The sequence below is a fragment of the Nocardioides sp. Soil777 genome (assembly GCF_001428425.1).
Lineage (GTDB): Bacteria > Actinomycetota > Actinomycetes > Propionibacteriales > Nocardioidaceae > Nocardioides > Nocardioides terrigena.
Window position 1 is genome coordinate 31,134 of record NZ_LMSN01000015.1, and the last position, 24,399, is coordinate 55,532.

The 24,399-nt window shown below is 72.2% G+C and carries 25 protein-coding genes; 21 read left to right on the top strand and 4 right to left on the bottom strand.

Translation table 11 applies throughout. The features are described from left to right. The first annotated feature begins 95 nt into the window (after positions 1-95). The 8 genes from ASG88_RS10840 to idi all read left to right on the top strand — a co-directional run bounded on the left by ASG88_RS10840 (position 96) and on the right by idi (position 6,517). Complete coding sequence (locus ASG88_RS10840; RefSeq protein ID WP_082600278.1) at positions 96-860, top strand: SurA N-terminal domain-containing protein; 765 nt, start codon at positions 96-98, stop codon at positions 858-860. Between the two features lie 400 nt (positions 861-1,260). After that, positions 1,261-1,884 (top strand): DedA family protein, encoded by a 624-nt coding sequence (locus ASG88_RS10845; RefSeq protein WP_056887463.1) that lies wholly within the window; start codon positions 1,261-1,263, stop codon positions 1,882-1,884. 58 nt (positions 1,885-1,942) lie between these two features. Continuing rightward, positions 1,943-2,311, top strand: a complete 369-nt coding sequence (locus tag ASG88_RS10850; protein ID WP_056887464.1) for a hypothetical protein — start codon at positions 1,943-1,945, stop codon at positions 2,309-2,311. Positions 2,312-2,407: 96 nt separating this feature from the next. Beyond that, on the top strand, positions 2,408-3,235 hold the full coding sequence (locus ASG88_RS10855) for a UbiA family prenyltransferase (RefSeq protein ID WP_056887465.1): 828 nt from the start codon (positions 2,408-2,410) through the stop codon (positions 3,233-3,235). A 61-nt stretch (positions 3,236-3,296) separates the two neighbouring features. After that, positions 3,297-4,352 (top strand): type III polyketide synthase, encoded by a 1,056-nt coding sequence (locus ASG88_RS10860; protein ID WP_056887466.1) that lies wholly within the window; start codon positions 3,297-3,299, stop codon positions 4,350-4,352. Further along, positions 4,349-4,888: an isoprenylcysteine carboxyl methyltransferase family protein gene (locus tag ASG88_RS10865; protein WP_056887467.1), complete on the top strand. Its 540-nt coding sequence runs from the start codon at positions 4,349-4,351 to the stop codon at positions 4,886-4,888. Before ASG88_RS10860 ends, ASG88_RS10865 begins: the two co-directional genes overlap by 4 nt. Beyond that, positions 4,881-5,915: an NAD(P)/FAD-dependent oxidoreductase gene (locus ASG88_RS10870; RefSeq protein ID WP_056887468.1), complete on the top strand. Its 1,035-nt coding sequence runs from the start codon at positions 4,881-4,883 to the stop codon at positions 5,913-5,915. The genes ASG88_RS10865 and ASG88_RS10870 overlap by 8 nt, the downstream gene beginning before the upstream one ends. Continuing rightward, positions 5,912-6,517 (top strand): isopentenyl-diphosphate Delta-isomerase, encoded by a 606-nt coding sequence (gene idi, locus ASG88_RS10875; RefSeq protein ID WP_056887469.1) that lies wholly within the window; start codon positions 5,912-5,914, stop codon positions 6,515-6,517. Before ASG88_RS10870 ends, idi begins: the two co-directional genes overlap by 4 nt. 10 nt (positions 6,518-6,527) lie before the next feature. On the opposite strand, the gene ASG88_RS22630 is transcribed toward idi, so the two are convergent. Next, positions 6,528-7,442 carry an ATP-binding protein gene (locus ASG88_RS22630; RefSeq protein ID WP_157559686.1) on the bottom strand — a complete coding sequence of 305 codons (915 nt, stop codon included), beginning with the start codon at positions 7,440-7,442 and terminating at the stop codon, positions 6,528-6,530. A gap of 67 nt (positions 7,443-7,509) precedes the next feature. Then, the gene (locus ASG88_RS10885) at positions 7,510-7,887 is read right to left on the bottom strand and encodes a DUF1622 domain-containing protein (protein WP_056887470.1); all 378 of its coding nucleotides are present in this window, start codon (positions 7,885-7,887) and stop codon (positions 7,510-7,512) included. 96 nt (positions 7,888-7,983) lie between these two features. Here ASG88_RS10885 and ASG88_RS10890 point away from each other — a divergent pair, with 96 nt between their 5' ends. Then, positions 7,984-8,667, top strand: coding sequence for an SGNH/GDSL hydrolase family protein (locus ASG88_RS10890; RefSeq protein ID WP_056887471.1), 684 nt, complete (start codon positions 7,984-7,986; stop codon positions 8,665-8,667). A gap of 6 nt (positions 8,668-8,673) precedes the next feature. Here the strand turns inward: ASG88_RS10890 and ASG88_RS10895 are convergent, their stop codons facing one another. Next, the gene (locus tag ASG88_RS10895; protein WP_082600285.1) at positions 8,674-10,206 is read right to left on the bottom strand and encodes a helix-turn-helix domain-containing protein; all 1,533 of its coding nucleotides are present in this window, start codon (positions 10,204-10,206) and stop codon (positions 8,674-8,676) included. A 191-nt stretch (positions 10,207-10,397) separates the two neighbouring features. Here ASG88_RS10895 and ASG88_RS10900 point away from each other — a divergent pair, with 191 nt between their 5' ends. The 5 genes from ASG88_RS10900 to ASG88_RS10920 all read left to right on the top strand — a co-directional run bounded on the left by ASG88_RS10900 (position 10,398) and on the right by ASG88_RS10920 (position 14,238). After that, entirely contained in the window at positions 10,398-11,462 is a 1,065-nt protein-coding gene (locus tag ASG88_RS10900; RefSeq protein WP_056887472.1) for an amidohydrolase family protein, read from the top strand. A 1-nt stretch (position 11,463) separates the two neighbouring features. Continuing rightward, positions 11,464-12,279, top strand: coding sequence for an iron-sulfur cluster assembly protein (locus ASG88_RS10905; protein ID WP_082600286.1), 816 nt, complete (start codon positions 11,464-11,466; stop codon positions 12,277-12,279). A 1-nt stretch (position 12,280) separates the two neighbouring features. Further along, on the top strand, positions 12,281-13,315 hold the full coding sequence (locus tag ASG88_RS10910; protein WP_235534807.1) for an NAD(P)-dependent alcohol dehydrogenase: 1,035 nt from the start codon (positions 12,281-12,283) through the stop codon (positions 13,313-13,315). Between the two features lie 11 nt (positions 13,316-13,326). Then, the gene (locus ASG88_RS10915) at positions 13,327-13,806 is read left to right on the top strand and encodes a DUF1097 domain-containing protein (RefSeq protein WP_056887473.1); all 480 of its coding nucleotides are present in this window, start codon (positions 13,327-13,329) and stop codon (positions 13,804-13,806) included. A gap of 105 nt (positions 13,807-13,911) precedes the next feature. Continuing rightward, the gene (locus ASG88_RS10920; protein ID WP_056887474.1) at positions 13,912-14,238 is read left to right on the top strand and encodes a putative quinol monooxygenase; all 327 of its coding nucleotides are present in this window, start codon (positions 13,912-13,914) and stop codon (positions 14,236-14,238) included. 346 nt (positions 14,239-14,584) lie between these two features. Here the strand turns inward: ASG88_RS10920 and ASG88_RS10925 are convergent, their stop codons facing one another. After that, positions 14,585-15,619 (bottom strand): LacI family DNA-binding transcriptional regulator, encoded by a 1,035-nt coding sequence (locus ASG88_RS10925; RefSeq protein WP_056887475.1) that lies wholly within the window; start codon positions 15,617-15,619, stop codon positions 14,585-14,587. Positions 15,620-15,798: 179 nt separating this feature from the next. On the opposite strand from ASG88_RS10925, the gene ASG88_RS10930 reads away from it, so the two are divergent. From ASG88_RS10930 to ASG88_RS10960, 7 genes are all read left to right on the top strand, one after another. Beyond that, complete coding sequence (locus ASG88_RS10930) at positions 15,799-17,310, top strand: sugar ABC transporter ATP-binding protein (protein WP_056887476.1); 1,512 nt, start codon at positions 15,799-15,801, stop codon at positions 17,308-17,310. Continuing rightward, positions 17,307-18,392 carry an ABC transporter permease gene (locus ASG88_RS10935; protein WP_235534808.1) on the top strand — a complete coding sequence of 362 codons (1,086 nt, stop codon included), beginning with the start codon at positions 17,307-17,309 and terminating at the stop codon, positions 18,390-18,392. Before ASG88_RS10930 ends, ASG88_RS10935 begins: the two co-directional genes overlap by 4 nt. Further along, positions 18,389-19,441, top strand: a complete 1,053-nt coding sequence (locus tag ASG88_RS10940; protein WP_056887477.1) for an ABC transporter permease — start codon at positions 18,389-18,391, stop codon at positions 19,439-19,441. Before ASG88_RS10935 ends, ASG88_RS10940 begins: the two co-directional genes overlap by 4 nt. Before the next feature lie 23 nt (positions 19,442-19,464). After that, positions 19,465-20,508, top strand: a complete 1,044-nt coding sequence (rhaS, locus tag ASG88_RS10945; protein WP_056887478.1) for a rhamnose ABC transporter substrate-binding protein — start codon at positions 19,465-19,467, stop codon at positions 20,506-20,508. A 191-nt stretch (positions 20,509-20,699) separates the two neighbouring features. Further along, a complete protein-coding gene (locus ASG88_RS10950) occupies positions 20,700-21,092 on the top strand; it encodes an L-rhamnose mutarotase (RefSeq protein ID WP_056887479.1) in 393 nt (130 codons plus the stop codon). Further along, complete coding sequence (rhaI, locus tag ASG88_RS10955) at positions 21,089-22,252, top strand: L-rhamnose isomerase (protein WP_056887480.1); 1,164 nt, start codon at positions 21,089-21,091, stop codon at positions 22,250-22,252. The genes ASG88_RS10950 and rhaI overlap by 4 nt, the downstream gene beginning before the upstream one ends. A 59-nt stretch (positions 22,253-22,311) precedes the next feature. Beyond that, positions 22,312-24,366, top strand: coding sequence for a bifunctional rhamnulose-1-phosphate aldolase/short-chain dehydrogenase (locus tag ASG88_RS10960; RefSeq protein ID WP_056887481.1), 2,055 nt, complete (start codon positions 22,312-22,314; stop codon positions 24,364-24,366). Positions 24,367-24,399: the final 33 nt, after the last annotated feature.

Sequence of the window (24,399 nt, forward strand, 5' to 3'; positions counted from 1 at the left end):
GGACGGTCACGTCGTACGCCGGTGTGTGGCCGCCACGTGGCCACTCCGGGTGCCATTTAGGTGGCACTCAGGGTCGTTCCGTACCGTCGGGACGGATGACTCACGTGAAGCGCACCCGCACCGTCCTCGGCCTCACCATGGCCGCCGCCATGATCGCCCTGACCGCCTGCGGCGGTGGCGACGACAGCTCCGCAGCCGGGGGAGACACCTCCGAGTCGACCTCGCAGGAGGCCTCGGCGCCCGAGCTCGAGGGGATCCCCGACGTCGTGGCCGAGGTCAACGGCGAGGAGGTGACGAAGGACGAGTTCGCGCCGATCTACCAGGCGCAGCTCGAGCAGGCGACGACCCAGGCCGAGCAGATGGGCGGCGAGGCGCCCGACGAGGCCGCCCTCCAGAAGCAGACGGCCGACAACCTCGTCGACACCGAACTGCTGGCCCAGGAGGCCGAGTCGCGGGGCCTCGAGGTCTCTGACGAGGACGTCGACGCCGAGCTCACGGCACTCGCCGAGCAGAACCAGCTCGGCTCCGCCGAGGAGCTCCTGGCCGCGCTGGAGCAGCAGGGCACCACCGAGGAGCAGGCCCGAGCCCAGCTCGAGACCCAGGTCATGGTCGAGCAGCTCGTCGACGACGAGGCCGGACCGGCCGAGGTCACCGACAAGGAGCTGCGCACTCTCTACCGCCAGGCCGTGCAGCAGCAGGAGCAGATGGCCCAGCAGGGCGGCCAGCAGCAGGAGATCCCGCCGTTCGCCGACGTCAAGCCGCAGCTCGTGGAGCAGGCCGAGTCCCAGCGGGTGGGCACGGTTGCCCAGACGCTCGTCGAGCAGCTCCGCAAGGACGCGGACATCACGATCAACCTCTGACCCACCGGGCCGGCCCGGTGGTCCTCGACGCGTCTGGCGGAACCCCGGGGGATGGGTGCATCGCCAGACGCGTCTTGATACACGATAGGGCCCGCTCGGGGCGGCAGACAGTCCCACGATGGGGTAATCGCACGAGCCTGCACCCTCGCGATCGGCCCGGAAGACCCGCGCCGGCGCCACGTCGACGGGGGGTCGACGGTTCGCCGGCGCGGCAGGTCCGGCGTCGCCTGGTCATGGGGGGGGTGGCGGGCCGGACCCGGCCCTCATCGGGCGTCGCGATGCTAGGCCAGCGCGGCCGCCTGCGGGGGGAATTCAGGCGTGTTGGCGCAAACCCGACCGGGTAGGCGCACCCACCCGTGCGGCATGCTGGCCGCGCCGACCCGACGACGAGAGGTGCTCCATGGGTTCCGTGCTCGACTGGGTCGTCGAGGTGATGCGCACGCTGGGCGCGCCCGGCGTCGGCCTCGCCACCGCGCTGGAGACGGTCTTCCCGCCGGTCCCGAGCGAGGTCGTCCTCCCGCTCGCCGGCTACACGGCCAGCCAGGGCCACTACGGCCTTGTCGCCGCCATCATCTGGGCGACTGTCGGCTCGCTGGTGGGAGCCTTGGTCCTCTACTGGCTCGGCGCGCTCTGGGGCGCCGAGCGCCTCGAGGCGATGGCCGAGCGCATCCCGCTCCTCCACGCCCGCGACGTCGAGCGGGCCATCGCGTGGTTCGGCCGCAACGGCCGGTCGGCGATCTTCCTGGGCCGCCTGGTGCCGGGCGTGCGCAGCTTCATCTCCATCCCCGCCGGCATCGACCGGATGCCGCTGCTCCGGTTCGCGCTCTACACGACGGCCGGCAGCCTGCTGTGGAACAGCGCCCTCATCGTCGCCGGCTACGAGCTCGGCGCCCAGTGGCACCGGGTCGAGGCGTACGTCGGCGAGGCGTCGGTGGTCATCTACGCGGTCCTCGGCGTGGCCGTGCTCTGGTTCGTCGTCCGACGCCTGGTGCGGCGCTCGCAGCAGACGGCCGCCGAGCGCTAGCCCGCGTCGTACCCCTGCGGGTCTGACCGGGTCACCGGGCACGACCTACGTTCGAGGCATGGAGTATCCCCTCACCAAGGCCCTGGCCGTCGTGACCCTGGGCTACAGCGCCTGGGTGGTCACCAGCAGCGACACCCTGCGGACCCAGCTCGACGACCCGGCGGACTGGCACAAGCCCGCGTCGCGGCTCGCCTTCACCTACGCCGGGCGGGACGTGCCGATCTCGACCCTGGCGCTGCTCGGCGGGGCCGGGGGCGCCCGCACCGCGGCCCTCCTGCGCATCGCCGGCGACGTCACGGACGCGGTCACGCTCGGGACGACCGCCTCCTCGGCCTCCGCGCGCAAGAAGGCCGTCGCCGTCGCGGCCGGCTACGGCGTGCTCAACGCGCTCGCCCTGGTGGTCGACGAGCGGCGCCGTCGGGCGTGACCCTCGCTGGCTGAGTGCGGATGATGAGCGTCCGGTGAGTACCGTCGGGGACAGCACCCCGGGCACGGGCCCGGGGCCGGGCGGACAGGGGAGGCCATGACCGCTGACGTCTCTCCCGGTCGCGCGCCCGCCACCTCGCGGATGACCGGACTGGTGGCCGCCGCTCACGCCGGCCCCACCCTCGCGGTCACCGTCCTCGCCGTGCTGCTCGCCGTCGCCGCGGACCTGGGCCCCGGCCGCGTGCTCCTCGTCGCCGCGGCCGTGCTCACCGGCCAGCTGTCGATCGGCTGGAGCAACGACCTGCTCGACCTCCAGCGCGACCGTCGCAGCGGGCGCACCGACAAGCCGCTCGTCAGTGGCGCCGTCCCCGTGGGGCTGGTCCGGGCGGCGTGCCTCCTGGCCCTGGCCGCCTGCCTGGTGCTGTCGTTCGCCTGCGGCGTCGCCGCCGGGGCAGTGCACCTCGTCTGTGTCGCGGCGGGCTGGGCCTACAACCTCGGGCTCAAGTCGACGGCCTGGTCGTGGGTGCCGTACGCCGTGGCGTTCGGCTGCCTGCCCGTCTTCGTCGCCCTCGCCGGGTCCACGACGCCCCCGTGGTGGTGGCCCGTCGGCGGCGCGCTGCTCGGGGTCGGCGCGCACCTCCTCAACGTGCTGCCCGACCTCGAGGACGACGCCGGCACCGGGGTCCGCGGCCTCCCGCACCGGCTCGGGGAGCGCTGGATCGCCCCCGTCGCGACCGTCGTGCTCGTCGCCGCGACCGCCGTGGTGGTGGTCGGCTCGTCGCCACCGGTGGCGCTCGCGGTGGCTGTCGGAGTCGTCGTCGGTGGGCTCGCGATCCTGGTGGTCGGCGGCCGGGGCCGGCTGCCGTTCTTCGCCGCGATCGGCATCGCCCTCGTCGACGCCACGCTCCTGGTCGTCGCCCGATGACCCGCCCGATGACCCGTTCGTCCACCCGCTCGTCCATCCGTCCAGATCTCCGGAGGCTGTCATGAGGATCCTGTCCGCACGTGGTGCGCTGCCGCAGCACTCCTACCCGCAGGAGGAGATCACCGAGGCGTTCGGCGAGGTCATCTCGCAGCGCAGCCTCGACCGCGCCCTGCTGCGCCGGTTCCACCGCAACGCCGGGGTCGAGCGGCGGTACACCGTGCTGCCGCTGGAGGAGTACGCCGGGGTACGCGACTTCGGGCACGCCAACGACCTGTTCATCGAGCACGCAGTCGAGCTGGGTGCCCAGGCGCTCGTCGACGCCCTCAAGGCCGCCGATCTCACCCCCTCCGACGTCGACCTCATCGTCTCGGCCACCGTCACCGGCCTCGCGATCCCGTCGCTGGACGCCCGCATCGCCTCCGTGGTCGGCCTCCGCGAGGACGTCCGCCGGATGCCCCTCGTCGGCCTCGGCTGCGTGGCGGGCGCGGCCGGCATCGCCCGCCTGCACGACTACTTCCTCGGCCACCCGGACCACACCGCGGTCCTCGTCGCCGTCGAGCTGTGCTCGCTCACCCTCCAGCGCGACGACGTGTCGGTGCCCAACCTGGTCGCCAGCGGGCTCTTCGGCGACGGCGCCTCCGCCGTCGTGGCGGTCGGCTCGCAGGGCCCGGACGGACCCGTCGAGGTGCTGGCGTCGCGCAGCCGGCTCTACCCCGACAGCGAGCGCACGATGGGCTTCGACGTCACCGGCGGGGGCCTGCGGATCGTCCTCGACGCCGAGGTGCCGGCGATCGTCGAACGCCACCTGCGCGGCGACGTCGACGGGTTCCTCGCCGAGCACGGGCTCACCCGCGCCGACATCGGGTGGTGGGTCTGCCACCCGGGTGGTCCCAAGGTGATCGAGGCCCTCCAGGCCGCGCTCGAGGTGCCGCGCGACGCGGTCCAGCTCACGTGGGACTCGCTGGCGCGGGTCGGCAACCTGTCCTCCGCGTCGGTCCTCCACGTCCTCGAGGACACCCTCCGCGAGCGACCGCCCGCGCCCGGCAGCCACGGGGTGCTGCTCGCGATGGGCCCGGGCTTCTGCTCCGAGCTGGTCCTGCTGCGAGCCACCGCATGACCACGCTCCTCGCCTTCACCGTCCTCGTCGCGCTGGTCGGCCTCGAGCGGATCGCCGAGCTCGTGGTCTCGACCCGCAACGCCGCGTGGAGCATGGAGCACGGCGGGGTCGAGTCGGGTCGCGGGCACTACCCGTTCATGGTCGTCCTGCACGCGGGCCTCCTGGTCGGCGCGCTCGCCGAGGCCTGGCTGCGCCGACCCGACGTGCCCTCCGCGCTGGCCTGGTCGATGCTGGCGCTGGTCGTCGCCTCCCAGGCACTGCGCTGGTGGTGCATCACCACCCTGGGCCGGCGCTGGAACACCCGGGTGATCATCGTCCCCGGCCTGCCCCCGGTGCGCTCGGGCCCCTACCGGTTGTTCCGGCACCCCAACTACGTCGCCGTCGTGGTCGAGGGCGTGGCCCTGCCGATGGTGCACGCCGCGTGGATCACCGCGCTGGTCTTCACGGTCCTCAACGCCGCCCTCCTGACCGTGCGGATCCGCGCCGAGGACGCCGCGCTCGCGACCCTGCCCGAGCGCGAGGCCAGCGATGCGTGACCTCGTCGTCGCCGGCGGCGGCCCGGTCGGCTTGGCTGTCGCGTTGTACGCCGCCCGCGCCGGGCTCGACGTCGTCGTGCGCGAGCCGCGCACCGGCCCCGTCGACAAGGCGTGCGGCGAGGGGCTGATGCCCGGAGCCGTGGCGGACCTCGCGGCCCTCGGGGTCCACCCGGACGGGCATCCCCTGTCCGGCATCCGCTACGTCGACGGCTCCGGCGCGGCCGCGGAGGCCGTCTTCGGGGCCGGTCCCGGGCGCGGCGTACGACGCACCACCCTCCACGCCGCCCTGAGCGACGCGCTCGACCGGGCGGGCGTCGAGGTCGAGCCCGAGCCGGTCCGCTCGGTCCGCGACGCCGGCGACCACGTGCTCGTCGACGACGAGCCGGCCCGCCACCTCGTCGCCGCCGACGGCCTGCACTCGCCCGTCCGGCGCCTGCTCGGCCTCGAGGTCGCCGCGCGCGGCCCACGCCGCTTCGGCCTGCGCTGCCACGTCCGGCAGGCGCCGTGGACCCCCTTCGTGGAGGTGCACTGGTCGCCGGGTGCGGAGGCCTACGTGACACCCGTCGCCGACGACCTCGTCGGGGTCGCCGTGCTCACCGACAGCGGCGCGCCCTTCGACGAGGTGCTCCTCGGTTTCCCTGCCCTCCGCGAGCGGCTCACCGGGGAGCGCACCAAGGTGATGGGCGCCGGTCCGCTGCGGCAGCGGTCCCGGCGTCGGGTGGCCGGCCGGACGATGCTGGTCGGCGACGCCGGCGGCTACGTCGACGCCCTCACCGGTGAGGGCATCGCGCTGGGGCTCGCCCACGCACGGGCGGCCGTGGCCTGTGCGGTCGCGGACGACCCGGCCCGCTTCGAGGCGGTGGCCCGGAGGCTCAGCCGTCGCCACGAGCTGCTCACCCACGCCCTGCTCCGCGCGACCGCGCACCGGCCGCTGCGCCGGCACCTGGTGCCGGCCGCGGCCCGCGCCCCCTGGCTCTTCTCCGCCGCCGTCAACCAGCTCGCCCGACCGATCGAGGTGCCCGCATGACGTCCGTCCCCCTGTCCCCGGCCGAGTCGGTGGTCCTGCTCGACGAGGAGGGCCGCGCCATCGGCACCGCGGACAAGCGCGGCGTGCACCACACGGCCACGCCCCTGCACCTCGCGTTCTCCTGCTACCTCTTCGACGGTGCCGGCTCCGTCCTGGTCACCCAACGCGCCCTGCACAAGCCCACCTGGCCGGGGATCTGGACCAACAGCTGCTGCGGCCACCCGGCGCCCGGCGAGGACCTGGAGGACGCCGTACGACGTCGCGTCGGGCAGGAGCTCGGCGTGCGCGTCGAGGGGCTGCGGCTGCTGATGCCGCGCTTCCGCTACCGCGCGGTGATGGACGACGGCATGGTCGAGCACGAGATGTGCCCGGTCTTCGCGGCCACCACCACCGACGAGGTCCGCCCCGACCCGGCCGAGGTCGAGGAGGCGCGGTGGGAGCCGTGGGACGCGTTCCGCGCCGGCGTGCTCGACGGCAGCCGGGACATCTCCCCGTGGTGCCGCGAGCAGGTCGCCGAGCTCCCGGACGACCCGCTCGCCGCGCCCGCGGCGTCGTACGACGACCTGCCACCGGCCGCGCGCGGCCAGGCACCGACCGCCTAGGCACGGAGCGCTAGGCCTCGAGCACGAACCACACCGTGGTGCCGACCGCGTCGAGCTCCGAGCCCCACCGGGGCGCGAGGGCGTCGACGAGCTGAAGCCCGCGGCCGTGGACGCGCAGCGGGTCGTCGGGCTCCTTGACCGCCGAGCCCGACTGCACGCCGTTGTCGCGCACCGCGGTCGTGATGACGCCGGGCTCGCGCAGGATGCGGACCACGCACCCGTCGTGGGCGTGGACGACGGCGTTGGTGACCAGCTCGGACAGGCAGAGCGTGGCCACGTCGGTCGTGTCCTCGTCGACACCCCAGTCGCTGAAGGTGCGTCGCAGGAAGTGTCGGGCCCCGGCGACGGCCGCCGGGTCGCCCGGCACGTCGTGGACCGCGACGTCGGCCCCGGGCGGCGCCGGCTCGGAGGACCAGTGGTCGCGACGACGCAGGTCGCCCCGCTGTGCGCGGCGCAGTCCCCGCCCCAGCTCGACGCCCAGCCTGGCCAGCATCTCGCGCTGCCCGACGCTGAAGTCCTGCGCCTGGTCGTACATCAGGACGTAGCCGCCGAGGACCTGGCCCGCCACGGTCATCGGCACCGCCGCGACGCAGACCGTCGCCGTGTCGCGCTGCCGCTCGACGAAGTCGGGGAACGTGGGTGCCAGGTCCGCGAGGGCGCCCAGCACCGCCTGCCCGGAGCGGACCACGGTGGTGAGGGGGACGTCGTCGTACGCGTCGACGTGGCACCACTCCACGGCCGCGCTGTCGTCGCCGACGTCGCCCCGGTCGCTGGCGGTGAAGCGCAGGCGACGGCCGCCGCCCTCCACGAGACCGACGCCCGCACGACGTACGCCGGGCAGCTCGCTCAGCGAGATCAGGGCTGCACGAGCCCACTCAGGGACGTCCGCGTCCCTGCGCTGGCCCCGGCCCCGCGCACTCTGCACGCAATGAGACTAGTCCCGCTGGGCGGCCGTGGTCAGTCTCCGAGGTGGGTACGCCGGGACGCCGGCCTCAGCCGGGCGGCGTGCTGGCCTCGCGCGTCGAGGCCTTGCGCCAGGGCAGCGTCCCCTCCAGCTCGACCTCGAGGGAGAAGCTGAGGAACGTCCGCACCAGCACGATCAGCCCCAGCGCGAGCGCGCTCTCCAGCGTCGGGTCCACCGTGATGGTGAGCACGATGTCGGCGATGATCAGGAACTCCAGGCCCAGCAGGATGGCCCGGCCCACGTTGCGACGGGCCGACTCGTAGGCCTGCTGCCCGCCCACCGTGCGGTAGGACCAGGCGGCGTGCAGGCAGGCGGCCAGGGAGCCCACGACGAGGATCGCGACCCCGCCGATCTCGAAGCCGTGCACGACGAGCTCCATCACCTCGTCGAAGGTCAGCGTGTCCATCCTGCGAGGATGACAGCACCGGGGGGTCGAGCGCCTCCCCCTACCTGCGGGGGAGCGGGTTCGGCGCCCGGGGCGGTCGGTCAGTACGGTCGGTCGGTGGTCAAGCGCGTGGTGCCCGTCATCGTCGTGGTCCTGGCGGTCGCCGCCGGTGGTGCGTGGCTCTGGCGCGCCCACCAGCAGGGCGAGGCGTGCGAGATCATCCGTGCCGGCGTCGAGCGCCGGCCCGACGAGGCGGTCGGGACCGGGCCGCGCAAGGTCGTGGTGATGGGCGACTCCTACGCCCAGGGCTTCGGCCTCGGCGACCAGACCGAGTCCTGGCCCACCGCCTTCGCCCGTGAGGCGGACGTCACCGTGCGGGTCGACGGCTTCGCCGGCTCCGGCTTCACCGGATCAGCGTTCTGTGACGGGGAGGAGTTCGGCACCCGGGCCAAGGGCCTCGCCCGCGGCGACGACGAGGTGCTGGTGATCCAGGGCGGCCTCAACGACGTCAACGCGGACCCGGGGTTGATCGAGTCCGCCGCGGTCGCGGTGATCGAGACCTCGGACGCCGAGGCGGTCATCGGTCCGCCCCCGGCGCCGCAGCGTGACCTCGAGTCGACCGGGGAGGTGGACGCCGCGCTGGCCCGGGCCGCCGACGAGACGGGCATCGTCTACGTCTCGACGCTGGCCTGGGACGACCTGGGCTACCTCCCCGACCGCCTGCACCTGACCCCGGAGAGCCACGTGGTGTTCGGGACCCGGGTGGCCGACGAGCTCCTCGAGGCCGACGTGCTGCGCTGAGCCGGGTCAGTGCCCCGAGCCGCGCGGCAGCGAGATGCCGTACTGCCCGAGCTTGCGGTAGAGCGTCGCGCGCCCCATCCCCAGCCGCTCCGCGGCCTCCTTCATGGTGGTCCCGGGCTCGGTGAGCGTGCGCACGATCTCGTCCCGCTCGAAGGACTCGATCCGGGTCAGCCGGTGCGTCGGCGAGGACAGCACCTCCGGCGGCAGGTGGCGTACGTCGATCACGTCGGCCCGCCGGGCGGCCTGCTGCACGAGCCGCAGGAGCTGCTCCACGTTGCCCGGCCAGGCGTGGTCGCGCAGCACGTGCTCGGCCGCCGGGGTGAGGTCGATGTCGCGACCGCGGGCCCGCCGCGCGGCGTGCCGGGCCAGGGGCATGACGTCGTCCGGGCGCTCCCGCAGCGGCGGGACCGGGACGATGACCTCGACGAGGGTCGCCAGCGGTGCCGGGATGTCCTCGAAGCGCTCCGCGGTCACCGAGAAGGGCAGCGGCGCGTCGGCGGCGGCGTGGAGCTCGGCCCGGGCCCGGACCACCAGGTCCCGCAGCCGCTCGGCCACCCAGGTCGGCATCGCGTCGACGTCGCGCACGACGACCGCGGTGTGCGGCTTGCCGAGCTCCGGGGTCCACAGCGCGAGCCACGCCTCGACGTCCTGCGGGGCCGGGGTGCTCGCGGCGAGGATCCGCTCGTGGCGCCGGATGCGGCGCTCCGCCTGGGCGAGCAGCGTCGTACGACCCGACCCGGGCTCGCCCACGGCCGCGACCACCCGGCCCTCGGCCAGCCCCGCGTGCGCGGCGTCGACCGCCTGGGTCCACGCGCTCGACAGGTCGTCGTGGAGGCTGCCCGAGCCCGGCTCGAGGCGCGACGTCTCGACACGGAACACCTCGCCGCGGGCGGCCGGACGGGGTCGGCGCCCCTGGGAGCGGGCCAGCATCAGCGCGGCGGTGTTGCTCGCCGCCGACTCCGCGAGCGCGAGCAGGAGGCCGCTGGACGACCTGGACCAGGTGGTGAGGTTGACGCTGCCCTCGAGGCGCCCGGTGACGGGGTCGATGACCGGCACGGCGGCGCAGGTGTAGGTGCACAGCGACAGGGAGTAGTGCTCCTCGGCGCGCACCAGGGTCGGGACGCGGTCGGCCAGGGCCAGCCCGAGCCCGTTGGTGCCGGCCTCGCGCTCGGAGTAGGCGAAGCCGGGCGCGAGGTGCACGGCGTCGAGGGCGCGCATGAGGCTGTGGTCGCCGCACAACCGGTTGAGCACGAGGCCGTCGGAGTCGGTGAGCATCAGGCTGATCGGCTCGGCGGTGAGAGTGCGGTGCAGGTCGGTCAGCACCTCCTTGCCGCACTCGAAGAACAGCGACTCCTGGTCGAGGGTCCCGGTGAAGGCCGGGGCGACCTCCTCAAGCGACACGCCGTACTCCTGGCTGCGCTGCCACGACGCACGCAGCCGCTGGGGGAGCCGTGTCGCGGGGACCGTCGCACCGGCGCCGGGGACGATGCGGTCCAGGGTGTCGTGGATCCGCGCGCGCTCGAGGTCGTCGTCTGACACGCCTCACCTCCGAGCCCGCTCGTGTGACGGACGTTACACACACGGGCGCCGGATGAACCCGGGTCGGCGTCTCAGATTGAGACACCTCCCGGTCTCAGATTGAGACAGGCGAGGGGCTTCCCGGACCGCTCCCGTTGCCTACGTTCTCCGACATCCCGTGACGCCCGTCACGGTGGACGGAGGTCACCTGCATGTACACCAAGGACGGCGAGAGCTACTTCATCGTCGACGCGCACATCGCCCTGTGGGACGGACGCCCGGAGAACCAGCGCAACGTCCACGGCAAGCAGTTCATCGACTGCTTCTACGACTACCACGCCAACCTCAGCCCCGAGTCGGAGACGTGGACCTACGAGGACTACCTCTACCAGGGCGGCGAGCGGTTGATGAAGGACCTGTTCGAGGACGGGTACGTCGACCACGCGATCTTCCAGCCGGCGGCCCTGACCGAGTTCTACGTCAACGGCTTCGGGCAGACCGAGGAGGCGTCCGCGCTGGCGGCCGCGCACCCCGACAAGCTCACCTACAACCACAACTGGGACCCCCGCAACGGTGAGGCCGGGCTCGACCAGCTCCGGGCGGACGCCGAGCGCTTCGGCCTCACGGGCGTCAAGCTCTACACCGCCGAGTGGCACGGCGACTCCCGCGGGTGGCGCCTCGACGACCCGTGGGCCTACCGCTACTTCGAGCTCTGCCGCGAGCTCGGGATCACCAACATCCACGTCCACAAGGGCCCGACCATCCGGCCCCTGGACCGTGACGCGTTCGACGTCGCCGACGTGGACCACGTGGCCACCGACTTCACCGACCTCAACTTCGTCGTCGAGCACTGCGGCCTGCCGCGCCTCGAGGACTTCTGCTGGATCGCCACCCAGGAGCCCAACGTGCACGCGGGACTGGCGGTCGCGATGCCGTTCATCCACACCCGGCCGCGGTACTTCGCGCAGATCATCGGCGAGCTCCTCTACTGGGTGGGCGAGGACCGGATCCAGTTCTCCTCCGACTACGCCCTGTGGACCCCGAAGTGGCTCGTCGAGTCGTTCGTCGACTTCCAGATCCCCGAGGACCTGACCGAGTACGCCCCGATCACGACCGCGCAGAAGAAGAAGGTCCTCGGCCTCAACGCCGCGAAGATGTACGACATCGAGGTGCCCGCCGAGCTGCGCCTGCCCGACGCCGACGAGCCGGCCACCGGCCCGCGCGGCGCCGACGACACGGCAGCCCGTGCCGACGACCCGCACCTCGTGAGGGCCTGACATGAGCGTCCTCACCGACTCCCCGCCGCGGGCCGCGGCGCTCGAGCGGGCGGCGTACGACGCACTGCACGCGGTGCTCGACCCCGAGCTCGACGAACCGATCACCGACCTCGGCTTCGTGCGCTCGCTCGTCGTGGTCGACACCGGTGTCGAGGTGCACCTGCGCCTGCCGACGTCGTTCTGCTCGCCCAACTTCGCCTACCTCATGGCGTCGGACACCAAGGACGTGCTGGCAGCGCTGCCGTGGACGGGGGACGTGCTCGTCGAGCTCGACGACCACCACGACTCCGACCTCATCAACGCCGGGCTCGCCGCCGACGCCGGCTACGTCGGTACCTTCGGGCACGAGGCGGAGTCGAGCCTGGACGGGCTGCGCCTGACGTTCCGACGCAAGGCGCACACGGCCGCCATGGAGCGCTGCCTGACCGCGCTGCTGAGGGCCGAGCCGGGCCGCGACGTGGAGGGCCTCGGCGAGGTCACCCTCGGCGAGCTCGGCGCCGGCCGCGAGGTCGAGGCCCTGCTGCGGCGCCGGGAGGCGCTCGGCCTGCCGACCGCGCCCGACGCGCTCGCCATGGTGGACCACACCGGGGCGTCGTACGACGACGTGCCGATGGCCCTGCGTCGCGCCCGGTCGACCCGGATCTCGATCGACGGCAACGCGCACTTCTGCCGCGGCCTGCTCCGCACCCGCTACGCCGGGGCGGAGCAGGAGCAGGCCCACCGTCCGGAGGGCGCGGAGCCCGCGGACGCGACGTACGACCCGACGTTCGTCCCCGTCACCGCACTCACGATCCCCGCACCCACGAAGGAGCCCTGACATGAGCACCATGCGAGCCGTCCAGGTGGTCGGCTACCACCAGGACCTGAAGATGACCGAGGTCCCGGTCCCCGAGCCCGTCGGGCCGTTCGACGTCGTCGTCCGCATCGGCGGTGCCGGCGTCTGCCGCACCGACCTCCACATCCTGGAGGGCCAGTGGGCCGAGAAGTCCGGGGTCGCGCTGCCCTACACGATCGGCCACGAGAACGCCGGCTGGGTGCACGCCGTGGGGGCGGCCGTGACCAACGTCGCCGAGGGGGACAAGGTCATCGTCCACCCCCTCATCACCTGCGGGCTGTGCCGCGCCTGTCGGTCGGGGGACGACGTGCACTGTGAGACCAGCGCGTTCCCGGGCATCGACACCCACGGTGGCTACGCGGAGTACCTGCGGACCTCGGCGCGCAGCGTCGTGCGCATCGACGACTCGCTGGAGCCGTCGGACGTGGCAGCCTTGGCCGACGCCGGGCTCACGGCCTACCACGCGGCCGCCAAGGCGGCCCGCCGGTTGACCCCGCGCGACCGGTGCGTCGTGATCGGCGCCGGTGGACTCGGCCACATCGGGATCCAGGTGCTCAAGGCGCTCAGCCCGGCCGAGCTGATCGTGGTCGACCGCAACGCCGACGCGGTCAAGCTCGCCGTGTCGATCGGGGCCGACCACGGGGTCGTCGCGGAGGGCAAGCACGTCGAGGAGGTGCTCGACCTCACCGGCGGGTTCGGCGCGGAGGTGGTCGTCGACTTCGTCGGCGAGGGCGGCTCGACGGCCGAGGGGCTGGCGATGACGCGTCAGGCGGGGGACTACCACGTGGTGGGCTACGGCGAGAACGTCGACGTCCCGACCATCGACCTGATCTCGGCCGAGAAGAACATCATCGGCAACCTGGTCGGCTCCTACAACGACCTCCAGGACCTGATGGCTCTCGCGGCCCGCGGTGCCGTCACCCTGCACACCGTGAAGTACACCCTCGACGACTTCCAGTCCGCCATCTCCGACCTCGATGCCGGTCGCGTCCGCGGCCGAGCGATCCTCGTCCCCTGAAAGGCACTGCCATGAAGAACTTCCTCGGAGTGGGGATCTCGGTCGGCCTGCTGGCCGGCATCTGGACCCAGGTGAGCATCGAGCTCGCCCTGATCACGTGGGTGGCCTTCGTCGCCTGGGCCTGCTACTTCGCCGCCGGGGGTGGGCGCAGCGGCTTCGTGCACGGGCTCGCCGCCAACGTCGCGGGTGCCCTCTGGGGGTACGCCGCCAGCCTGGTGCTCGAGCGGGCGACCTTCACCGGGGCGGTGGCGCTGGCCGTCACCGCGGTCGCCTTCATCCTCTGCGTGCAGGCGGCGGTGGACCTGCTGTCGTTCATCCCGGGGGCCTTCGCCGGCACGGCGGTGTTCTTCGGGACGTCGTTCGACCTCACCGGGACGCTGGTCGCGCTGGTCGTCGGCGCCTGCCTCGGCTGGCTCTCGGACGTCGCTGCCCAGCGGATCCAGCACGCCGTCGACGGGCCGCGGGCGTCCGCGGCGGAGTCGTCGGCCTGACCACCTCGACAGACGCGTCTCCCGGCCTGCCACGATCGGCGTCGGGAGGAGCGTCTCCCCGGTCCACCACCCATCACCGCAGCACCACAGCGAACGGAGAGATCCTTGATCTTCATCACCGCCAAGTTCCAGGTCCGCCCCGAGTCCGCCGAGCAGTGGCCAGAGATCAGCCGGGCCTTCACCGAGGCGACCCGCGCCGAGCCGGGCTGTCTCTGGTACGAGTGGTCCCGCAGCCTCGACGACAGCTGTGAGTACGTCCTCGTGGAGGCCTTCGCCGACGACGCGGCGGGCGCCGCCCACGTCGGGTCCGACCACTTCAAGGCAGCGCAGCACGACCTGCCGCCGCACCTCGCTGCGACGCCGAAGATCATCAACACCACGATCGAGGGCTCGGGCTGGTCCGAGCTCGGCGAGCTGGCTGTCGAGGCCTGAGCCACCTGCGGTGACGCTCCACCCGCGACAGCGGCCCGTGCGATCCACCCGGTGGACTGCACGGGCCGCAGTCCTGTTGCGGTGGACCGCCGTACGGCGGGCGTGCAGCCCAGGGATCGGTGGGTCGTGACCGGCGCGCCGCGTGGGGTGGAGGTGTGCCCGGGGAGGGACCCGGGAACCAGATCGGCGTTCTCGTGATCAGCTGAGCCGATCCCCTTTCCCCAGCCATCTGACCGGGGAACCAGGTCCGCGCCGGGCCGTCACCGTAGGCTCGTCGCGTTCCCCAGCAGCCGGCGCGACAGGAGGCTGGCCGCCGACCAGGGCCGACCGGCGTACGACGGGCGGGTCAGCCCAGCGTCGAGCGCCGGGCGACCAGCTCGGGCTCGAAGACGACCTGCTCGTGAACGTGGGCCGGGTCGTCGGCCTCGGCGAGCAGCAGGCGGGCGGCGGTGCTGCCGAGCTCGGCGCGTGGCTGGCGCACCGAGGTGAGCGGGACGGCCGCGGCGGCGGCGAAGTCGATGTCGTCGAAGCCCACGATCGCCAGGTCGTCCGGGACCCGGACCCCCGCGGAGGTGGCCTGCTGGAGCAGCCCGAGGGCGACCAGGTCGTTGGCGCAGAAGACGGCGGTGGGGCGACGCCGGGCCGGGAGCCCGGCGAGCCGCTCGCCGGCGGCGCGACCCTCGGCGACCGAGAGCGCGGTGGTGGGCACGACGACGAGGTCGGCCTCGGGCAGCCCGGCCTCGCGCCACGCCTGGCGGGCGCCCTCGAGGCGCTCGCGCACCTGGCCGAGCGAGTCGGGGCCGCCGACGAAGGCGATGCGACGGTGCCCCCGGTCGACGAGGTGGTCGACCGCGAGCCGCCCGCCGAGCACGTCGTCCACCGACACCGTGCAGAAGGCAGCCCCGGGACGGGTCCGGTCGACGATCACCAGGGGGGTGCCGCGCCCGGCCAGGTCGGCCAGGGTGGGGGAGTCCGGGTCGACCGGCGTGACCAGGATGCCCTGCACCCGCTGCTCCTGCAGGTGCCCGAGGTGCGCGGCCTCGCGGCTGGCGCGGTTGTCGCTGTTGCAGAGGAAGAGCGAGAGGTCGCGGTCCTCGGCGACGTGCTCCATCCCCTGGGCGACGTCGGTGAAGAACGGGTTGGTCGCGTCGAGCATCACGTAGCCGATGGTCCGGCTGCGTCCGGCCCGGAGCTGGCGGGCCGACTCGTTGCGCACGAAGCCGAGGTCGGCCATCGCCTTCTCCACCCGGGTGCGGGTGTCGGCGCTCACCCGCTCGGGTCGGTTGAGCACGTTGGAGACGGTGCCCAGGGAGACCCCGGCGCGCTGCGCCACGTCCTTGACGGATGCGCTGCGCCCCGAGCCGTCGCGTGAGTGCGGCACGACGACGCCTCCTTCCGAGAAGTTGAAACGATCGAACGCTGATGGGGTGCGAGTCCGCCATCCGCGTGAGCCGCACTCTAGCCGGAAATGGTCCAGAAGGGCCTTGACGACTGTGACTGCCATCACTTAACGTCTCAGCCATCGGATTGAAACCTTTCAATCGATGACGAGGAGGACCCGTGACCGGCAGCAGCACCCCCGTGCTCGAGCTCCGCGACGTCTCGAAGTCGTTCGGCCCGGTCGTCGCCCTGCGCGCCGGCAGCCTGCGCGTCGAGGCCGGCTCGATCCACGCCCTGGTGGGGGAGAACGGCGCCGGCAAGTCGACGCTGGTCAAGGTCGTCGCCGGCGTGCACCGCCGCGACGGCGGTGACTTCCTGCTCGGTGGCGACAGCGTCGACTTCGGCTCGACGTCCGACTCCAAGGACGCGGGCGTCGCCGTGATCTACCAGGAGCCGACGCTCTTCCCCGACCTCTCGGTCATGGAGAACATCTTCATGGGCCGCCAGATCGTCGGCCGCGGCCGACGCATCGACCGGCCGGCGATGTACGCCGAGGCGGAGGGCCTCTTCGGCCGGCTGGGCGTCGACCTCGACCCGCGCCGGCCGGCCCGCGGCCTCTCCATCGCCGACCAGCAGATCATCGAGATCGCCAAGGCGATCTCCCTCGACGCGCGCCTCCTGATCATGGACGAGCCGACCGCCGCCCTCAGCGGGGTCGAGGTCGAGCGCCTCTTCGCCGTGGCCCGCAGCCTGCGCGACGAGGGCCGCGCCCTCGTCTTCATCTCGCACCGCTTCGACGAGGTCTTCGACCTGTGCGACACGATCACGGTGATGCGCGACGGCTCCTACGTCGCCACGCACCGCACCGAGGACACGTCCTCCCCGGCCATCGTCGCGGAGATGGTGGGCCGCGAGGTCGCCGACCTGTTCCCCAAGACACCCGCCGAGATCGGTGAGCCGGTCCTCGAGGTCGAGGGGCTCCAGTCGCGCGGCGTCTTCCACGACGTCTCGTTCACCGTGCGCCGCGGAGAGATCGTCGGCCTGGCCGGACTCGTCGGCGCCGGCCGCAGCGAGATCGCCCGCGCCGTCTTCGGCGTGGACGGCTACGACGCCGGCCGCGTCCGGCTCAACGGTCGTGATATCCGCCGGCGCAGCCCCCGCGCCGCCATCGACGCGGGCATGGCCTTCGTGCCGGAGGACCGGCGCGCCCAGGGCCTCGTCACCGAGGCGTCCGTGGCCCGCAACGTGGCCTCGGTGATCCGGGGCGGGCTCGCCCGGGCCGGGCTCCTCACCACCGGAGCCGAGAACCGGGCCGCGGGTCCGTGGGCCGGCCGGCTCGAGGTCAAGACCAACGCCCTGGACATGAGCGCGCGCACCATGAGCGGCGGCAACCAGCAGAAGGTCGTCATCGCCAAGTGGCTCGCCACCGAGCCCGACCTGCTGATCATCGACGAGCCCACGCGCGGCATCGACGTCGGCACCAAGTCCGAGGTGCACCGCCTGCTGTCCGAGCTCGCGGGGCAGGGCATGGCGATCCTGATGATCTCCAGCGAGCTGCCCGAGGTGCTCGGCATGGCCGACCGCGTCCTGGTCGTCTGCGAGGGCCGGATCACCGCCGACCTGCCGCGTGCGGACGCCACCCCCGAGGCCGTGATGCACGCGGCCACCCGCCAGCTGGAGGTTGCCGGATGACACCCCACGCCGAGATCAGGCACCCGGACGGCACCGAGGCCTCCACGAGCGAGGTGCTCCTGGTCGAGCCGAGCACCCTGTCGCCCGCGCGACGCATGGCCACCACGGTCCTGCGGTCCCGCGAGCTGTCGATCTTCCTGGTGCTCGTCGCCGTCACGGTCGTCGCCACCCTCAAGAACGAGAGCTTCCTCTTCAGCGCCGACGGCTGGCGCAACTTCTGGGTCAACCCGTCGCTCCTGCTGCTCCTCGCGGTCGGTCAGGCGGTGGTGGTGATCACCCGCAACGTCGACCTGTCGGTCGGATCGGTGATGGCGCTGACGGCCTACCTCACCGGGCGGCTCTTCATCGACCAGCCGGGCCTGCCCATCGTGGCGGTCTTCGCCATCTGCATCCTCGCCGGCGCCCTGCTCGGCCTGGTCAACGGCATGCTGGTCGCCTACTTCAACGTGCCCTCGCTGGTGATCACGCTGGGCACCCTCTACATCTACCGCGGCATCGTCCTCTCGTGGGCCGGGAGCGACCGGATCAACGCCGGTGACCTGCCGAGCGGCTTCCTCGCGCTGGGCAACAAGGCGATCCTGACCATCCCGGTGCTGACGATCATCGCCATGGCGGTGCTGGCCGCGGTCGGCTACTACCTCTACACAGCACGCGGCGGTCGCGAGTTCTACGCCATCGGCTCGGACCCCGACGCGGCCGTCCTCTACGGACTGGACGTACGCCGCCGGGTGCTCGCCGCCTTCGTGCTGAGCGGAGCCCTGGCCGGCCTGGTCGGCGTCCTCTACACCGCGCGGTACGGCACGGTCAGCTCCGGCGTGGGCTCGGGCATCGAGCTGCAGGCGGTGGCGGCCGTGGTGGTCGGCGGCGTGGCCATCTTCGGTGGCAGCGGCACGGTGTGGGGAGCGGCCATCGGGGCCTTCCTCCTCGTCACCATCAACCGCGCCCTGCCCAGCCTGGGCATCGAGGACTTCTGGCAGCGCGCCGTGGTCGGCGTGCTCATCCTCGGCGCCATCGTGCTCGACCGTCTCCTGGCCAACCGCCAGGCGCGCAAGCTCGCCGAAGCAAGGGAGATGACGACATGACGTCGCCGCGTACCTACTCCGACTTCTCCCAGCCGCTGTGGAGGCGGGTGCTGCTGACCCGCGAGATGGCGGTGATCGTCCTGACGGTCGCGGTGGTGCTCTACTCGCTGGCCAACGTGCCCAACTTCGACGGTCCGCTGACGGTCCAGTTCCTGCTGCAGGACATCGCCCCCATCCTGCTCATCGCCCTGCCGATGACCCTGATCATCATCACCGGGGAGATCGACCTGTCGGTGGCCAGCATCGTGGGCCTGAGCAGCGTCATGCTCGGGGTGCTCCACGACAACGGCCTCTCCGTGCCGGTCGCCGCCGTGCTGGCGCTGCTCCTCGGCGCGGCCTGCGGAGCGCTCAACGGCTTCCTGATCGCCTACGTCGGCCTGCCGTCACTGGCCGTCACCATCGGCACCCTCGCCCTCTTCCGAGGGATCGCGGTGGGCCTGCTCGGGACGAAGGCGGTCACCGAGTTCACCGAGCGCTGGACCGACCTGGCGACCGACACGCTCGGCTCCAGCAACATCCCCGTCGTGATGGTCCCGTTCGTCGTCCTCGCGATCGGGTTCTCCCTGCTGCTGCACTTCTCGACCTTCGGCCGCGGCGTCTACGACATCGGGCTCAACGACGAGGCCGCCCACTTCACCGGCGTCAACGTGGCGCGCACCAAGTGGATCCTGTTCGTGCTCTCGGGCGTGGTCTCGGCCTTCGCCGGCGTCTACTACACCCTCCGCTTCGGCAGCGCCCGCGGTGACAACGCGACCGGCATGGAGCTCCAGGTGATCGCGGCGGTGCTGCTCGGCGGGGTCTCGATCTTCGGCGGCCGCGGCCGCCTCCACGGCGTGATCGCCGGCGTCGTGCTCATCGGCGTGATCGCCAGCGCGCTCCGCCTCGAGGGCGTGACCGTCAACGTCACCAACATCATCATCGGGCTGCTGCTCATCGCCTCGGTGATCTCCACCCCCCTGTTGTCGTGGGTCGCCACCCGGCTCCCACGCAAGGCTCCTCCGTCCGAGGAGCCGACCACTCCGAAGCAGGCCACACCGGCCGGCGTCTGAAACCAAGAGAAAGGTTGGATGGAATGAACCTCCATTCGAACCGGGCGACCGCGCTGGCAGCGTTGGTGCTCAGCTTGTCCCTCCTGACCGCGTGCGGCTCCGAGGACTCCGGGAGCGACTCCGGCAGCGAGTCCGACGGCGGCGGAGACGTGTCGCTGACGATGCTCCCCAAGAACCTCGGCAACCCCTACTTCGACACCAGCACCGAGGGTGCCGAGGCGGCGGCCGAGGAGGTCGGCGCGACCATCGAGCAGGTCGGCCCCGAGACCGGCGACGACCCCGCCGGACAGGTGCCCTTCATCAACACCGTCGCCCAGCAGGGTGAGGACGGGCTCATCGTGTCGGCCAACGACCCGGAGGCGATCTGTGACGCCATCGGCGAGGCCCGTGACGCGGGCGTCAAGGTCGTCACCTTCGACTCCGACACCAACCCGGAGTGCCGCGACCTCTTCATCAACCAGGCCACCTCGGAGGGCATCGCCGCCAAGCAGCTGGAGCTGATCTCGGAGCAGATCGGCGGCGCCGGTGAGATCGCCATCCTCTCGGCGGCGGCCAACGCCACCAACCAGAACGCCTGGATCGAGATGATGGAGGCCGAGCTCGAGTCCAACCCGGACTACGCCGACATCGAGCTGGTCGACACCGTCTACGGCGACGACCAGGACCAGAAGTCCTTCGACCAGACCGAGGCCCTCCTCCAGAACCACCCGGACCTCAAGGGCATCATCTCGCCCACCACGGTCGGGATCGCGGCCGCGGCGCGCTACCTCTCCGAGTCGGAGGCCAAGGGCAAGGTCATGCTGACCGGGCTCGGCACCCCCAACCAGATGCGGCCGTTCGTCGAGGACGGCACCGTCGAGGCCTTCGCCCTGTGGAACCCGGCCGACCTGGGCTCCCTCGCGGTCTACGCCACGGCAGCGCTCGTCAACGGTGACATCACCGGCGAGGAGGGCGACACCTTCGAGGCCGGTGAGCTCGGCGAGTTCGAGGTCGGCCCCGACGGCGTCGTCCTGCTGGGCGAGCCGTTCACGTTCAACGCCGACAACATCGCCGACTTCGACTTCTGATCGCCCCGGCCCGAGCCCGCGAGGGCCCGGACACGGCGATCAGGTTGAGGAGGGTCTCCGCAGACCCGAACGTGTGAGGGGCTGCGGAGCCCGTCTCGAAACCTCAGTCACGTTTCGAGACGGGTCCCAGAGGGCCCTCCTCAACCGGCGACAACCACCACCCGCTACCGACGAGGAGGCGTGAGCCTGCCATGACGCGCTACTGCTTCCAGCTCCAGGTCAGGCCTGACCGCATCGACGAGTACGTCGAGGCCCACGCGGCCGTGTGGCCCGACATGGTCGCGGCCCTCGCGGACACCGGTTGGCACAACTACTCGCTCTTCCTCCGGCGTGACGGCCTGCTCATCGGCTACGTCGAGAGCGACGACCTGGCCGCCGCCCAGCGCGCGATGGCGGCCACCGAGGTCAACGAACGGTGGCAGGCCGCGATGGGTGGGTTCTTCGAGGACCTCGACGTCCCTCCCGACGAGGGGTTCCTGCTCCTGGACGAGGTCTTCCACCTCGAGGACCAGCTCCCCGCGACCCACCCCGCCAGCACCCGCTCGACTCCCAGCTCGACCTCCAGGACGAAGGATCCGTCATGACCGTGTTCGCCGACATCGCCACCGCCCTCGAGGGGCTGGCCATCGAGGTCCCGTCGTGGGCCTACGGCAACTCCGGCACCCGCTTCAAGGTGTTCGGCAGCCCCGGGACCCCCCGCACGGTGCAGGAGAAGATCGCCGACGCCGCGACCGTGCACCGCTTCACGGGGCTCGCGCCCACGGTGGCGCTGCACATCCCGTGGGACCACGTCGACGACTACGCCGCGCTCGGTGCCTACGCCAAGGAGCACGGCGTCGCGCTGGGGACGATCAACTCCAACACCTTCCAGGACGACGACTACAAGCTCGGCAGCCTCACCAACGCCGACCCCGCGGTCCGTCGCAAGGCGGTCGAGCACAACGTCGAGTGCATCGAGGTGATGAACCGGACCGGCTCCCGCGACCTCAAGATCTGGCTCGCCGACGGCACCAACTACCCCGGCCAGGGCGACATCCGCGCCCGTCAGGACTGGCTGGCCGAGGGCCTCGCGGAGATCTACGCGCAGCTGTCGGAGGACCAGCGACTGGTCCTGGAGTACAAGTTCTTCGAGCCGGCGTTCTACCACACCGACGTCCCGGACTGGGGTACGTCGTACGCCCACTGCACGGCCCTCGGCGAGCGGGCCCTGGTCTGCCTCGACACCGGTCACCACGCGCCCGGCACCAACATCGAGTTCATCGTGGCGCAGCTGCTGCGCCTGGGCCGGCTGGGGTCGTTCGACTTCAACAGCCGCTTCTACGCCGACGACGACCTCATCGTCGGCGCGGCCGACCCGTTCCAGCTGTTCCGGATCATGGTCGAGGTCATCCGGGGCGGTGGCTTCGGACCCGAGAGCGACGTCGCGCTGATGCTCGACCAGTGCCACAACATCGAGGACAAGGTGCCCGGCCAGATCCGGTCGGTGCTGAACGTCCAGGAGATGACCGCCCGTGCCCTGCTCCTCGACGCCGAGGCGCTGGCCGCGGCCCGGGCCGCGGGCGACGTGCTCGCCGCCAACGCGGTCTTCATGGACGCCTTCTACACCGACGTGCGCGCCGACCTCGCCGGCTGGCGCGAGGAGCGCGGCCTGCCGGGCGACCCGATGCGCGCCTACCTCGACTCCGGCTACCAGCAGCAGATCGCGGCCGACCGGGTCGGCGGCGCCCAGGCCGGCTGGAACTGACCGCCCGCACGCCTCGACCGACCGACGCCACCCGACGTACGACACCGAAGGACACCACCGTGAGTGACCCCAGCACCTCTGCCGTCTCCGATCTGGTCGAGCGGTCCAACCGCCTGGGCCAGGACCCGAAGAACACCAACTACGCCGGCGGCAACACCTCCGCTAAGGGCGTCGAGACCGACCCGGTGACCGGCGAGGACGTCGAGCTGTTGTGGGTCAAGGGCTCCGGCGGCGACCTCGGGACGCTGACCCCCGCCGGGCTGGCCGTGCTGCGGCTGGACCGGATGCGGGCGCTGGTCGACGTCTACCCGGGCGTCGAGCGCGAGGACGAGATGGTCGCGGCGTTCGACTACTGCCTGCACGGCAAGGGCGGCGCGGCCCCGTCGATCGACACCGCCATGCACGGGCTCGTGGACGCGGCGCACGTGGACCACCTGCACCCGGACTCCGGGATCGCCATCGCGACCGCCGCTGACGGCGAGGCGCTCACCCAGCAGGTGTACGGCGACAAGGTGGTGTGGGTGCCGTGGCGCCGGCCCGGCTTCCAGCTCGGCCTCGACATCGCGGCCATCAAGGAGGCCAACCCGCAGGCGATCGGCTGCGTCCTCGGCGGCCACGGGATCACGGCGTGGGGCGACACGAGCGCCGCGTGCGAGAAGAACTCGTTGTGGATGATCCGCACCGCGGAGCGCTACATCAAGAAGCACTCGAAGAAGGACCCCTTCGGCGCCCGGCTCAAGAAGTACGAGCCCCTGGCCCCCGCGAAGCGCAGGGCCCGCGCCGCCGAGCTCGCGCCGCTGCTGCGCGGTGTCGCCTCGCAGGACCGCCCGATGGTCGGGCACTTCACCGACGACCGGGTCGTCCTCGACTTCCTGGCCGCGAAGAACCACGTCCGGCTGGCCGAGCTCGGCACCAGCTGCCCGGACCACTTCCTGCGCACCAAGGTCAAGCCGATGGTGCTCGACGTGGCGCCCACCGCGTCGCTGGAGAAGGTCCGCGAGCGGGTGGCCGAGCTGCACGAGGCCTACCGCGCCGACTACGCGGCGTACTACGACCGCAACGCGAAGGCCCTCGGCGGGACGTGGCCGGCCATGCGCGGCGCCGACCCGCTGATCATCCTGGTGCCCGGCGTCGGGATGTTCTCCTACGGCAAGGACAAGCAGACCGCCCGCGTGGCGGGGGAGTTCTACACCAACGCGATCAACGTGATGCGTGGCGCGGAGGGGCTCTCGACCTACGCCCCGATCGACGAGTCGGAGAAGTTCCGCATCGAGTACTGGGCCCTCGAGGAGGCCAAGCTCCAGCGGATGCCCGCCCCCAAGCCGCTCGCCACCCGGATCGCGCTGGTCACCGGTGCCGCGTCCGGCATCGGCAAGGCCATCGCGGTGAAGCTCGCTGCCGAGGGTGCCTGCGTCGTGATCGCGGACCTGTCGCTCGAGAAGGCGCAGGCCGCCGCCGCCGAGATCGGCGGGCCGGACGTGGCCGTCGGCGTGCAGGTCGACGTGTCGGACGAGCGGGCCGTGCAGGCCATGGTCGACGGCGCGGTGCTCGCCTTCGGTGGTCTCGACCTGGTCGTCAACAACGCCGGGCTGTCGCTGTCCAAGTCGCTGCTCGACACCACCGTCGCGGACTGGGACCTCCAGCACGACGTGATGGCCAAGGGCTCGTTCCTCGTCTCGCGGGCCGCGGCCCGGGTGCTCATCGACCAGAAGCTCGGCGGGGACATCGTCTACATCTCGTCGAAGAACTCCGTCTTCGCCGGGCCCAACAACATCGCCTACTCCGCGGTCAAGGCCGATCAGGCCCACCAGGTGCGGCTGCTCGCCGCCGAGCTCGGTGAGCACGGCGTCAAGGTCAACGGTGTCAACCCCGACGGCGTGGTCCGCGGGTCCGGGATCTTCGCCGGCGGCTGGGGCGCCCAGCGGGCCGCGGTCTACGGAGTCGACGAGGAGAACCTCGGCGAGTTCTACGCCCAGCGCACCCTGCTCAAGCGCGAGGTCCTGCCCGAGCACTGCGCCAACGCCGTCTTCGCGCTCTGCGGACCCGACATGACCCACACCACCGGCCTCCACATCCCCGTCGATGCCGGCGTCGCCGCGGCGTTCCTCCGCTGACCGACGACTAGGGTGCGAGAAGGAGGGACCGGT